Consider the following 12,648-nt stretch of genomic DNA (forward strand, 5'->3'; position numbering starts at 1 on the left):
AGCCCGATTACCTCGGCTTCCTCGTCACCTTCCACCCGAACGCCGCCACGCCGAGATCACGTACGTGAGTACCCCCGGTAGGACTCGAACCTACGCACGCGGTTTAGGAAACCGCTGCTCTATCCACCTGAGCTACGGGGCGTGTGGTCTCTCCACCCGGTCCACCCGGACCCATCCGCCGAACGCACCGGGCACCCATCGCCACGGCCGAGAAGTATAGACGCGTCGACGACTAGGGCTGCGCGTCCGTCGACTGGCATGCTCCATGGGGCGGAACCGACTCGGCGGTCCCGATGCTCCGTGGCTACGCGCCCCCTCTGCCACCGCCGCCACCCGGAACCCCGTGACGTCCAACCGGATGTCGGGCAGGTTGTTCCCCGGTACGCGCACCGCGCATTCCCCTGCACGTAGCTCCACTCCCCGCCCCGCAGCACGCGGCACACCGACGAGGGCGCAGCGGGTTCCTCGCGTCCGTCGCGCGTGTCGTACGGATACGGGAACTGCGGGGGCTCGCTGTCGTCGGCACTGCCGCCGAAGAGGCTCGCGGTCCACTCGGTGGTGTTGCCGGCCATGTCGGCCACGCCGAACGGGCTGTCGCCCTCGACGAAGACGCCTACCGGAGTCGTGCGCCACACCCGCGCCTCGTTCGTGTTGGCCCCGAGCCGGTCCCAGGCGTCACCCCACGGATACGCGCGACCGTCACGGCCGCGGGCTGCGGCTTCCCACTCCACCTCGGTCGGCAACCGCAGATCCCGGCCCATCTGGGCGCTCAGCCAGGCGCAGTACGCCCGCGCCTCGTACCAGCACAGCCCCACCACGGGCTGGGTCGGTCGATTGAAACGCTCGTCCCCCCAGAACCGCGGCTCGGTCTCGCGCTTGGCGGGCCAGCGATCGTCGAGCGCCAGCTCGAACGCCTCCTCGTCCAGCGTCAACCAGGCGCGCCAACGCTCGAGCACGTCCGCACTCGGGAAGCGGCCCTCCGACTCCATCTGATCAAAGAGCCCAGGCTCGGTCAGAAACCGCCGTCGCCAGATCCAATCATTCGCCTTCTGCCCGGTGTTGCCGAGGTCGCCGCGCCGCCAGCGACGCGCGTCGTCCGTCGTCCACCATCGCTCGTCGTCGTAGCCGCCTGCGGCCATGAAGCAGGCGTACTCGGCGTTCGTCACCGGGAATTGGCCGATCTCGTAGGACGCGAGCGCGACCTCGTGTCGCGGTACGTGGGCGGTCGTGGTCCCATGCACGTCGAGGACCGACCACGCGAGTGGCCCGTCGTCACCGATCTGGTACGTTCCGCCCGGCACCGGGACCAACGGCGGCACGAGAAAGTCGCCGTGCGGCCCGGTGCGACGCTCGAACCGCGGGTCGCCGAGATCGCCAACCGCGTGGCCGCACGCGATGCGGTGGCGCAGGTCGGCGGCCGGATCACGGCTTCGCCCCACCAACGCTGTGCACAAGTCGCGGTGCATCGCCGCGCTGAGCCTGGACCCGATCGTCTGCAGCCGTGCCGCCCGCCCCGCCACGATCAGGTTGCAGGGCATCAGCGCCCGCAGGAACCGCCCGGGTCGGGTACCATCGCCGCAGCCAGGATCGTCGTCTCCTCCCAGCCCGTCTGGCGGAGCGTCGGCAGCGTCTCGCCGGGCGGCAGCGCGTCGAGGATCTCGCGCAGGCCGGGCCGGATGTCGGCGGTCCGCCACGGCGCCGCGACGAGCTCCGGGTTCGGCTCGTTCGCCAGCACCCGCGCCGCGAAGTACTCCTGCAACAGCTGGTGACGGTACAGCACCTCGTCCGCCGCCGGGTCCTCGTCCAGCACGCTGATCGCCACGCCCGCTTTGACGATGTCGGCACCGCGCGGATGGTCCACCTGGTCGAGCGCCGCGTCGTAGGCCACCCGAACCTGGGCGGTTTCGCCGTCGGTGTCCGTCGCCTGCATCCCGTACGCCAGCCGGCCCAGCCGCGGCAGCAGCGCGCCGCGCTCCGGCAGCTGGTACGCGTCCTGCCACCGCCAGTGCGCGATGCGGCGGTATCCCGACTGTCCAGGAGGTCCTCGTCCGCAAACAGCGGGTTGTCGCGTTCGACCTCGCGCCGCAGCGCCTGGCGCACGAAGCCCGTGAACAAGCCGGCACGGTCGCCGCCCAGCTCGCCCGTGGACTCGACCTGGTCGACGATGAGGGCGAGGAAGAACGGGGCCCTGAGGGCCTCCAACTGCGGCGTCCCGGCGATCGCCTGCCAGATGTCGTCGCCGCGTATCGGGCTGTAGAGCCGCAGGAAGGCGCGCACCTGATCGTCGGAGAGCGACTCGACGAGCACCTGCGGCACCCGCAGCGCCGGCGTCGAAAGCGGCGCCGCATAGTCGAGCGTGCGGCAACTGAACACGACGCGGTTGCCCGGACGGGTCCGGGCCAGCTCGACTCAGCCAGTCCTTCCACGCCCGCACCCGTTCGCGGAACGCGCGCGCCCGACGCGGCGGGCATCTCGTTCAGCGCGTCCAGGAGCAGGACCATCCGTCCCTCGGCCAGCAGGACGTCCAATGGCGGCAGGCTGGGGTAACGGTCGGCCCAGCGCTCGGCCAGCCAGCGCGCGGGGGGCGGCGGCAGCTGGCCGGGTTCGGACGCCTTGTACTGGTTCAACTGAACGAAGAACGTCACCGTATCGGACGGGTCCTCGTGGCGGAGTGCGGCGATCGCCCTGTCGAGCTCGAGGCGCCGCAGGAGGGTGCTCTTGCCGCTGCCCGGCGGACCGAGCACCACCACCGCCGGCTCCGCGACCGCCGCCAGCAGTGCGCCGAGGCTGTTGTAGCGCTCCGGCCTCGCCGCCCAGCGCCCGGCAGCGTTCTCTTCCCCTTGGTCGACGAGCAACGTCAGGCAGACGAACCGGCCATCGAGCCGGTAGCGCGGCTGGCTCCACTCGGCGATGCGGCCGAGGCGGTGCTCGGTGAGGTCGGCGGGCTTGTGCTGCGCGGCCAGTCGCACGTGCGCTGCCGTGAGGACCACGGTGGCGGTGTCGCGACGGATCACGGCGTGCAGTGCCGCCAGCGTCTCCGCCACCGACTGCACGACGACCGTCGGCGCCGCGCCCACCTCGCGGTCCAGAACGTCGGGGTCGGCCACCACGATGCGGTCTCGGGCGCTGAGCTCGCCGGCCGTCGTCACCGAGCGCACGACGTCGGGAGGCCCTCGACGACGACCTGGCTGATGTGCTCCGAGTGCCGCAGATCCTTGAGCCGGTGCTCGCCCAGATCGCGCAGCGTCTGGCCCGCCGGCAGGTCGCCGCGCACCGCCTGCGCCGCCGCCTGCGACAGCAGGATCTGGCCGCCGTGTCCGGCCGACGCGAGGCGCGCCGTGCGGTTGAGCGCCGGGCCGAAGTAGTCGCCGCCCCGGGCCTCGGCGAGTCCCCGATGAACCCCCATGCGCACGCGCAGATCGGCGAAGTCGGGATCGACGGCCCCCCAATCCTCGGCGTACAGCGCGCGCTGCGCCTCCACCGCCGCGGCGAGGGCGGCGGGGGCGGCAGGGAACGCCCCGTAGAAGGCGTCGCCCACCGTCTTGAAAACGTGCCCGCCGTGGGACTCGATGGCGGATCGCACGATGGCGTCGTGGCGCGCGAGGGCCATCGACATGGCCTCGCGGTGCGCCTCCCAGCGGGCCGTCGAGCCTTCGATGTCGGTGAACAGGAAGGTGAGAGCCTCGGTCGGGTGGCTGCTCATGGGTGCCCTCCGCGTGGCGGACGCGAGGCAGGTTTGCAGAGGCGAGCGCGGCGGCGGCGCGGCCCAACGCGCGTGGTATTGTAGTCACCGCGGGCACGGTGAATCATCGCAGGAACGTGGCTCGATGCCCGCGACTCTTGCGCGCGCCGCCAATCCATGCCATTCATTCGCCCCCCCGTCGCCGCGGGGTCGCGACGGGACCGGATCCACGCACCAAGGAGCAGCACGCATGGGGGGCTTCATTCGGGGCCTGCTGAAGTTCATTGTCGGCGTCGCCGTCATCCTCGGGGTCGCGTACGGGGCGATCTACATGCTCACCCAGCGCCGACTCGCCACGACGTACGCCATCGAGGTCGCGCCCGTCACCGTGCCGACCGACGCCGAGGCGATCGCCCACGGCGGGCACGTCTTCGTGACCCGCGCCTGCGCGGAGTGCCACGGCACGGATGCCTCGGGCGCCATGATCGTCGATGACCCGCTGCTCGGGACGGCGATGGGCCCCAACCTGACGAGCGGCAAGGGCGGCCTCGGCGGCACGCTGACGGACGCCGACTACGTGCGCGCCGTGCGCCACGGCGTCGGCACGGACGGCAAGGGGCTCGTCGTGATGCCGTCCGCGGAGTACGCGATGATGGCCGACAGCGACCTCCTGCCGCTCATCGCCTACCTCAAGCAGGTGCCGCCCGTCGATCATGAGGTGCCGGACGTGAAGTTTCGCCCGCTCGGCCAGCTGCTCGTCATCAAGGGCGACTTCGCCCCGGACGCCGAGGACATCGACCACACCGCGACCGTGCCGGACGCGCCGTCGATGGGCGAGACGGCCGAGTACGGTGCGTACCTGGCGAACACGTGCAGGGGCTGCCACGGCCCGACGCTCTCCGGCGGCAAGATCGCCAGTGCTCCGCCCGATTGGCCGCCGGCCCAGAACCTGACGCCCGACACCGCCACCGGTCTCGGCCAGTGGACGGAGTCCGACTTCTTCAAGGCGATCCGCGAGCAGACCCGGCCCGACGGCACGAAGCTCAACCCGGTCATGCCCGCCGTGCAGTTCGCCCGCATGACGGACAGCGAGCTCAAGGCGCTGTGGGCGTATTTGGTGACGGTGGAGGCCAAAGCCGAAGGCAACCACTGAACCGTCGAAGCGCTGCACAACGGAGGGCTGATTCATCGTGGCGACAGATCCCGCCAGCACGTCTGCGCCGATACCGCGCTCCATCGCACGCCGTTCCGTGCTGTACTACTTCGCGGCGCTGCTCCTCCTGGGCGGCATGTTCTTCCTCCCGGCCGGCACGCTCGACTACTGGCAGGCCTGGTTGTACCTGGCCATCCTGTTCGGCCTCATGGCCGTTCTGGGCACTCACGATCCGCTACGAGCCGGCCGTCCTCGAGCGCCGCCTCCGCACGCGCGAGACCGAGATGTCGCAGCAGCGGATCATCCGATTCGCCCTCGTGCTCTACCCTCGTCGCCTTCCCTGATCCCCGGCCTCGATCGACGCTACGGCTGGTCGACCGTCCCGCCGGCCGTCGTCGTGGCGGCCGACATCGTCATCGTCGCGGGCTATCTCCTGTTCGCGCGCGTCCTGCTGGCCAACCGCTTCGCGTCGCGCGTGATCGAGGTGGCGCCGGAGCAGACGCTGGCCACCACCGGGCCGTACGCCGTCGTGCGGCACCCGATGTACGTCGCCATGCTGGCGATTTGGCTCGCGTCGCCGATCGCCCTCGGCTCGTGGTGGTCGTTCCTGCCCATGCTCGGCATCCTGCCCGTGATCGTGCTGCGGATCCGCAACGAGGAGGGCGTGCTCGCACGCGACCTCGCGGGCTACCGCGACTACATGGCAGGCGTCCGCTACCGGCTGCTGCCGGGCGTCTGGTGAGCGACGTGCCGCCGATGATGGGGCAGCCATACGTACGACCGACAGCGCCGACAGCGAGACCCGCGCGATCGGGGCGACCGTAGATGGCATCCACCCGGATGGCATCCACCCGCAATCCGATCGTCGTCGAGCCCTGCGAGGTGCTCGAGCCGATGCGCCTGCTCGTCGGCGACCGGGCGACGACGGACGTCGGCGGCCGGCACTTCGACGTCGCCGCGATCGCGACGGCCGCGGCGCGCGGCTGGATCGGCGCGCACCTGCGGTACGTCGATCCCGAGCGCCACTTCGTCGTCGAGAGCACGCTGAAGCCGGGGTCCGTCGAGCTCACGGACCTGTTCGGCCGCGAAACGATCGGCGCGAACGACACCTCGGCTGCGATGGGCTACGCGCCGCTGTCCGAGACCGAGCGCCTTGTCATCGCCGCCGAGCGCTACTTGAACGGTTCGACGTTCCAAGCAGCGTTCCCGGAAGCCGGCCAGGACATCAAGGTCATGGCTTGCCGCACCGACGCCACGCTCGGCCTGACCGTCGCGCTGGCGTTCGTCGACCGGTTCGTGCAGTCGGCGGCGGCCTACTTCGAGCGCAAGGAGGCGATCCGCCGCGACCTGCAGGCCCATTTGTCCGCCCAGCTGGAGCACCTCGACGCCGTCACGGTCGACCTGAACACACTGGACGATCCGACGCGCGGCGAAGGCGGGATGTACCTGACCGTCCTCGGCACGTCCGCCGAAGGCGGCGACTGCGGCCAGGTCGGCCGCGGCAACCGCGTGAACGGCGTGATCCCGCTGAACCGCCCGATCGGCTCGGAGGCGGCGGCCGGCAAGAACCCGGTGCGCCACGTCGGCAAGATCTACACGCTCCTCACCCACCACATCGCCGACCGCATCCAGCGCGAGGTGCCCGGCATCGACGAGGTCTACGTCTGGCTGTGCAGCCAGATCGGCCGCCCGATCGACGACCCATGGCTGGCGTCGGCGCAGGTCCGCCCGGCGGCGGGCGCGGACGTGCGCGAGCTGTCGCCGGCCGTCGAGCGGGTGTTTGCGCGCGAGCTGGCGGCCATCGGGGGGTTCACGGAGCGGTTGACGCGGGGGGAGCTGCCGGTGTGGTGAGGGGGCGACAGGGGGATCGCCTGCGACGCATCAATCCGAACCGGCCGACGTGTCCTTCGTCCGCCGCGGCCGCCGGCGCCACAGCATCGCGGCGTCGACCAGGAACACGATGCCCCCCCACGCCGCGATAACCGCCAGCGGCCACGCGACGAGCCGCGGTGCCAAGAACAATACGGCGCCGCCCGTCAGGAGCGCGAGGCCCATGCCGACGATCGGCTTGGCTTCCATCGTCTCGAGCGCCCGGCGACCCAGGACGACGGCGCCGATCGCCGTTCCGAACCGCGTGGCGGTCCGTGCCATCCGCTGCGCCGACCGCGGGCGCCAGCGCCGCCGCGCCAGCCAGACCGCCGGGCGCCGCGGCGCGAAGTGAAGCTCGGCAAAGATCTCCGTCGAGCGCGTGAGGTCCTCGAGGTAGTGCCCTTCCATCGTGCCGGCCACGCCCCTTGTCCTCGATCGCGACGTCGAGCTCCCAGTTGCCGACCCAGCCGTTCAGGTTCAGGTTCGTCGAGCCGACGCGCGACCACAGCCCGTCGGCGACCGCGGTCTTGGCGTGGATCATCGTCCCCTGCCACTCGAAGATCCGCACGCCGGACTCGAGCAGCGGCCGATAGAGCGACCGCGACACCGGCACCGTCCACCCCACGTCGCTGCCCCCCGCAGCAGCAGCCGGACGTCCACGCCGTCCTCCGACGCGCGCCGCAGCGCATCCACTAGGAGCCGCTGCCGATGAAGTAGGCGTCCGTGATCCAGAGCGTCCGGCGGGCCAGCGAGCAGACGAGGAGGTCCATCCGGAGCAGGTTCGCGGCGAACGGTTCGGTGGAGATCAACCGGACGTTGACGGGCGCGGCGGAAGCCGGGTTGCCGCCGGCCGTTTGTGTGCCGACCGTTCGTTCGTCGGCAGCTCGTTCGCCCTCGACGCCGACGTCGAGGGTGATGTCGATGTCGCCGGCGCGATCCGCGCGCGCGCCGCTTCCTTCCACCACGGGGATGACGCCGCCCGCCCGCCGCCAGCTGGCCGCGAACACGTGCTCCGCGTCCGCAACGACCGGGCCGATCAGCTCCACGCCGGTGTCCCGCCACGGCTCCCGCCCCTTGTCCGGCACCCCTTCCCACTCACGGCCGATGCACAGCCCGCTCACGAACGCCACCCGGCCGTCGACGACGATCAGCTTGCGGTGGTTGCGCGACACCCACCCGAGCGGCGCGCGGATCGACGGCGGGTTGGACGCCCGCACCTCCCCGCCGGCCTCCAGAAGCGGCCGGAACACGCCGCGCGCGGCGCTGAGGCCCGACCCGAACCAGTCGTAGAGCACCCGGACCTCGACGCCCGCGCGCGCCCGCCTCGCCAGCAAGTCGACGAAGCGCAGGCCAGTTCGATCGTGCCGGAAGATGTACATCTCGATATGGATCGTCGCGCCCGCGCCCGCGATCGCTTCCTCCCAGGCCGGGAAGTTCTCGGTGCCGTCCCGCAGCACCCGCACGGCGTTCCCGCCGACGAGCGCCGCACCGGCGGCGCGGCTGAACATCTGGTCGGCGAACCGCTGGACGAGCAGTCGGTCGGTGGACGGGTTGACCATGGGGGGATGATAGCGATCGGGCTCCGGGCGAGCGTCAGCGGACCGCACTCCGCATCGCGATCGGCAGCCACAACGACGCCGGCGCCCCCGCCGCCGGCGGCGTCGCCGACGGTTCCGGCATCCTCGACGACGTTCCTGTCGGCAATGCGGTCGGCGCGACCGTCGACATGACGGTGGGCTCGTCGGTGGGCGTCACGGCTCGCTCCGGAAACACGATCGCCGCCCGAACGTGCCCCGCCCACCGCCGACCGTGCTCCGTCAGCCCCGCCGCGTTGAAGTGGATGCCGTCCGACCGCCACGCCGGCCCGACGATGTCGTCCGTCGGCGGCCCGGCGAACACCTCGCCGACACCGTCGTCGCCGGCGCCGCCGGCAATACCTGCGATCACGGCGTCCTGCCCCGCCACGATCGCGTCGATCGGCGCCTGCGCCAGGCCCGGCACGAAGCCGACGCGCGCGATGCCCCACGGCACGGCGTACCCGGCGTCGACGCGCGAGGCACGGATGACGGTGCGGAGTCGCGCGGCGTACACGGTGCGCGACGTGCCGCCGCCGCGTCGCTCTCGCCCTGGTGCCACAGCACGGCCCGCGCCCGCCGGGACCGAGAGCGACGAGCGCATCCCGCAGCCGCGGGTACAGCGTACCGCCCGGCAGCCACTGCTCGACCGTCGTCCCGCCCCAGCCGACGGACACGAGACCGATGGGCACGTCGACCGCGCCGGCCAGCGCGTCGCCGAACGCGGGGCAAGGCGACCCGCCCTCGCCGGTGGCGATGGGCTGGGGTCGGCCGCCGGCCGCCAGCCGCCGGGGCCGAACGCCACGATGCGCGCGTCCGCGGGCGTCTGTCGCGGCGCGCCGTGGTTCGCGGAGTTCGACTGGCCGGCGGTGACGAAGACCTCGCCGACGCCGACAGGTTCGACGGCGGCGGTGCCGAGGACGACATCGTCGATGTCGCCCGCAACCGCCATCGCTCGCGCTTCGATCCGGTACCAGCCGCCCGCGACGGGCATCGTCTCACTGAAGACGCCGTTTGCGCCGAGCGCCACGGTTCGCCAGCCGGTCGCCTGGCCGCGGAAGCCGCCCGCGGGCACGGCTCGGACGTCGACGCGCCCTGTCGCGGCGCTCGTGCGGCCCCGAATCGCGACGGCCGCCCGGTCGTCGTCGCCGCGCTGTTGCACCGCGAACGGCGCGGGCGCGGTGAGGTCGATCGCCGGCAGCGGGGCTTCGCGGACGTACACGCGCAGGCGCCGAATGACGTAATCGCCCGCGTTCTGGCGAAACGTCCAGTCCGGGTTGCCCGTCGGGCTGTTGCCGATGCCGATGTCGCCGGCATCCGTGAAGCCCCAGCGGTTGTAGGCCAGGAGCGTCGTGCCGCTGGCCGTCGCGTGCACCTGGAGCGAGCCGTAGCCGGCGACGGGATCGGCCGGAGCGTCGCCGAAGTCGTACGCGCTGTCGCTCGCGCCGACGACGCGGCCACCGTTCGCCGCGGCGTAGTTGTTCGGCCAAAGCTCGACGTTGCCCTCGATGCCGTCGCCGGTCGGCAGTCCCGCCACGTTCGATGCCACCGTCATCGCCCCGACACTCCGCTGGAACGACGCCCCGCTCGGCGCCGTCGGCAGGCCGATCCGGCGGACATCGCGCGTGAACGCCTGCATCGTCACCCAGACCCACTGATCGACCCCGCCCGTCGTCCGCAGCTCCATCAGGTAGCCGACGCGGTCGAAACCCGCGTCGAGACCGTCGCTGGCGTCGACTTGGTAGGGGACGGGCGACGTGTGGTAGCCGGGGGAGGCGACGGGGATGTCGAGGGCGTAGATCAGGCGGTAGCCGTCGGCCGCGGGGTTGGGGGCGGGCTGGGCGTGGGCGGCCGTCGAACCAAGGGCGATGACGGCCGGAAAGGTCGATGCGAGGATCGCCGCGGTGCGTCGAATGGTGGAACGGGCGGGAATGCGCATGGTCGGACCCCGGTGACATCGCGACGTCCGTCGTATCGGGACTCCGAGAGTATCGCCCCAATGCTGGACTCGGCACGGGTTTTCGGGGAACGTGTCCCCGAACGGCCCTCTCATGACTCTCCTGAGTGAAATCCGCGGTGAAATCCGCATCACCCAGCGAGCACCGAACGAACATGGTGATGACCGACGCCCCACCGACCGCCCAACGCCCGTACCCGCCTGAAGTCGCCCGTGTGGCCGGAGCAACGTTTGCCACGGCCACACGCACGTTGACGTTCAACGCCCTCGTCGCCGACGCCGGCGAGGCCGTCGCCCGCTTCCTGTACGGCATGACCGGCGACCGGGCCACCGCCGAGGATCTGGCCCAGGAGACATTCCTGCTTGCCTGGACGCACATCGATGAGCTGCGAGAGCCTACGGCCGCCCGCAGCTGGCTCTTCGCCATCGCCGCCAACACCGCCCGCCGCCACCTCCGCCGCGCCCACCGCTTCGGCTGGCTGCCGCTGGAGGCGCTGCCGCTCGCGGCCCCCCGCCTTGCCGTCGACGGCCGCGATGACCTGCCGGACGACGGCGTTGCGCTCGAACGGGCGTTGGGTCACCTCAGTGTCGACGACCGCGCGGTCCTGCTGTTGGTGGGGGCGCACGACCTGTCGATCGGCGAAGCCGCCGAGGCGCTTGGGATCTCGCCGGCCGCCGCGAAGAAACGCTGGCAGCGGGCATGCGCGCGGTTTCGCGATGCGATGCCGGAAGGGAGGGTATGATGGACGATCAGGAACGATCGATGCGCCAGTCCGACATCGTCTCCGATGAAGTTGCCGTCCGCGAGGCACTCGCGACACATCCATGGCCGCGGTTCGGCGAAGCCCTGCAGGCACGGCTAACCGCCATCACAGCCGGAGCTCCCGATTTGCGGCCGGTCGCGACGAACGTGACCGCTCCAGCCGAAGACCCCGGAGGCAGTTCCGGTGCCTCACCCGCCGGCTCGCCGGCGGGATGTCCTCCACCTGCGCGAAGCGCTGGCGACGGCGGCGCTGCTCGTCATCGCGGTTGGGCTCGCGTTGTGGGCCACATCCAGCGGTCGCATGCGGCAGGCGCGGCCGCTGTCGGCGCCCGTCGGCCTCGACGCGCGGCCGGTGACAAGCGGCACGATCGCCTCTGCCCTCGACTCGCAACTCTACCGCACGTTGCCGGCGGTCGGCGATCCGATGGCCATCCTGCGACTCGACATGCGGACCGGGCGGTCCGAGCCGGTGTGGGAAGCGCCCCGCTCGATGTGGACCGATGCGTCCACGTACACGATCGCGGTGCTCTCGCCGGACCGATCGCGCGTTGCAGTCGTGCGCCGCGCCCAGTCCCCCGATGCCCCATCGTCGCTCTACGTGAGCACACTCGCGCGCGGCGCACGGGAGCCGAGCTCGATGGTCGAGGCGCACCATATCGAGGCGATCGACTGGACCGCCGACGGCACAGCTTTGTACTATGCGCACCCGATCCCCGGCCCCGCGACGCCGACCCCAACGGACAATCTGGCCGTGGATCGTGGCGGATTCCCTCCGCTCAACGGATGGGAGTTCCACATCCTCTCGCTGAGGGAAAGCGGGACTGGCGGCCTGCTCGGTTGGGGCAACAGCGACGAGGGACTGCGCTCCCTGACCGAGGCGGGCGAGGATCGCGTCCTGATCCGGCTCGACGCCCCTGCACTAGAGGGCGCAGCGACGACCTTTCTGGTCGACGTGGATGAGAATGCCCGCCGGGTGATCGTCCTGCTGACGAATTTCCAAGATGAACGATCGGATCATTACTTGGTCTTCGACCTCGATTCCGGAGCCGTGGTCGACCGCATCGAGAGTCCGGAGGACACGTCCATGGGGTGCATGGGACTGGCGGTGCCCGGAAAGCTGTCTTGTGGCGGGCCTGAGAGCAATGATCCTGACCCCATCTACCGCTATGGGCGACTCGACATCGCAACGCACAAGGTGGAGATCCTCTGGCGCGGATTGTTTGCCCACGACCAGTATCCCATGTTCTCGTCTCCCGATGGGCGATGGCTCGTCGGGATCCATTTGTCCGACATTGGGGGGTCAGAGACAGCCGAAGGGCCAGACAAGCCTTCACCGGAGGAACGGCTTCTCGACGTGATCGACCTGTGGGACGCATATCCACGCGACTTCCGAATCGGGGGCCTGACGGGCCTGCCGCTCATGTTCTTCCCGAACTCGTCTGTACTTCTGACGGCAGACGGCAAGCTCGTCGACCTCGATGCCACCTTCCTGCGCGGCGATGCGCCGATCACCCTGCCGTGGATGCTACCCGACCCGCTGCGATCACCCGCTTCGTCGGCCGCGTTACTCGGCTGGTTCGCGAACGCCGAGGCGCCCGCGGAGCGGTAGTCGAGCGGCGGATATCGCCGTCACCATATGTGCACCGTGTT

General features: G+C 71.1%; 10 protein-coding genes and 1 tRNA gene. 5 read left to right on the forward strand and 6 right to left on the reverse strand.

Going from position 1 to position 12,648, the window contains the following annotated elements; all coding sequences use genetic code 11:
* Positions 1–69: 69 nt before the first annotated feature.
* The 3 genes from IPG72_00140 to IPG72_00150 form a co-directional block, all read right to left on the reverse strand.
* Positions 70–143, reverse strand: a tRNA-Arg gene (locus IPG72_00140).
* The gene (locus IPG72_00145) at positions 120–3,149 is read right to left on the reverse strand and encodes an SUMF1/EgtB/PvdO family nonheme iron enzyme (GenBank protein MBK6767459.1); all 3,030 of its coding nucleotides are present in this window, start codon (positions 3,147–3,149) and stop codon (positions 120–122) included. Before IPG72_00145 ends, IPG72_00140 begins: the two co-directional genes overlap by 24 nt.
* A complete protein-coding gene (locus IPG72_00150) occupies positions 3,146–3,703 on the reverse strand; it encodes an adenylate/guanylate cyclase domain-containing protein (protein ID MBK6767460.1) in 558 nt (185 codons plus the stop codon). The genes IPG72_00145 and IPG72_00150 overlap by 4 nt, the downstream gene beginning before the upstream one ends.
* A gap of 229 nt (positions 3,704–3,932) precedes the next feature.
* Here IPG72_00150 and IPG72_00155 point away from each other — a divergent pair, with 229 nt between their 5' ends.
* The 3 genes from IPG72_00155 to IPG72_00165 all read left to right on the forward strand — a co-directional run bounded on the left by IPG72_00155 (position 3,933) and on the right by IPG72_00165 (position 6,686).
* Positions 3,933–4,835 carry a c-type cytochrome gene (locus IPG72_00155; GenBank protein MBK6767461.1) on the forward strand — a complete coding sequence of 301 codons (903 nt, stop codon included), beginning with the start codon at positions 3,933–3,935 and terminating at the stop codon, positions 4,833–4,835.
* Positions 4,836–4,872: 37 nt separating this feature from the next.
* A complete protein-coding gene (locus IPG72_00160) occupies positions 4,873–5,577 on the forward strand; it encodes an isoprenylcysteine carboxylmethyltransferase family protein (GenBank protein MBK6767462.1) in 705 nt (234 codons plus the stop codon).
* Between the two features lie 83 nt (positions 5,578–5,660).
* A complete protein-coding gene (locus IPG72_00165) occupies positions 5,661–6,686 on the forward strand; it encodes an S-adenosylmethionine synthetase (GenBank protein MBK6767463.1) in 1,026 nt (341 codons plus the stop codon).
* On the opposite strand, the gene IPG72_00170 is transcribed toward IPG72_00165, so the two are convergent.
* From IPG72_00170 to IPG72_00180, 3 genes are all read right to left on the reverse strand, one after another.
* The gene (locus tag IPG72_00170) at positions 6,646–7,311 is read right to left on the reverse strand and encodes a hypothetical protein (protein ID MBK6767464.1); all 666 of its coding nucleotides are present in this window, start codon (positions 7,309–7,311) and stop codon (positions 6,646–6,648) included. The two genes, IPG72_00165 and IPG72_00170, sit on opposite strands and share 41 nt — an antisense overlap.
* Before the next feature lie 85 nt (positions 7,312–7,396).
* Entirely contained in the window at positions 7,397–8,263 is an 867-nt protein-coding gene (locus IPG72_00175) for a hypothetical protein (protein ID MBK6767465.1), read from the reverse strand.
* Between the two features lie 34 nt (positions 8,264–8,297).
* Complete coding sequence (locus IPG72_00180; protein ID MBK6767466.1) at positions 8,298–10,217, reverse strand: hypothetical protein; 1,920 nt, start codon at positions 10,215–10,217, stop codon at positions 8,298–8,300.
* 179 nt (positions 10,218–10,396) lie between these two features.
* Between IPG72_00180 and IPG72_00185 the strand changes: the two genes are divergently transcribed.
* Together IPG72_00185 and IPG72_00190 are read left to right on the forward strand one after the other, a co-directional pair.
* Positions 10,397–10,978, forward strand: coding sequence for an RNA polymerase sigma factor (locus IPG72_00185; protein ID MBK6767467.1), 582 nt, complete (start codon positions 10,397–10,399; stop codon positions 10,976–10,978).
* A 321-nt stretch (positions 10,979–11,299) separates the two neighbouring features.
* Positions 11,300–12,607, forward strand: a complete 1,308-nt coding sequence (locus tag IPG72_00190; GenBank protein MBK6767468.1) for a hypothetical protein — start codon at positions 11,300–11,302, stop codon at positions 12,605–12,607.
* Positions 12,608–12,648 lie beyond the last annotated feature (41 nt).

The sequence above is a fragment of the Candidatus Avedoeria danica genome, assembly GCA_016703025.1.
Classification (GTDB): domain Bacteria; phylum Chloroflexota; class Anaerolineae; order Epilineales; family Epilineaceae; genus Avedoeria; species Avedoeria danica.

Bases quoted from the DNA above. Each gene is read 5' to 3' on its own strand.
- IPG72_00150 (MBK6767460.1), bottom strand. From the start codon at position 3,703: ATGAGCAGCCACCCGACCGAGGCTCTCACCTTCCTGTTCACCGACATC.
- IPG72_00155 (MBK6767461.1), top strand. From the start codon at position 3,933: ATGGGGGGCTTCATTCGGGGCCTGCTGAAGTTCATTGTCGGCGTCGCC.
- IPG72_00165 (MBK6767463.1), top strand. From the start codon at position 5,661: ATGGCATCCACCCGGATGGCATCCACCCGCAATCCGATCGTCGTCGAG.
- IPG72_00175 (MBK6767465.1), bottom strand. From the start codon at position 8,263: ATGGTCAACCCGTCCACCGACCGACTGCTCGTCCAGCGGTTCGCCGAC.
- IPG72_00180 (MBK6767466.1), bottom strand. From the start codon at position 10,217: ATGCGCATTCCCGCCCGTTCCACCATTCGACGCACCGCGGCGATCCTC.
- IPG72_00185 (MBK6767467.1), top strand. From the start codon at position 10,397: ATGACCGACGCCCCACCGACCGCCCAACGCCCGTACCCGCCTGAAGTC.
- IPG72_00190 (MBK6767468.1), top strand. From the start codon at position 11,300: ATGCGGCAGGCGCGGCCGCTGTCGGCGCCCGTCGGCCTCGACGCGCGG.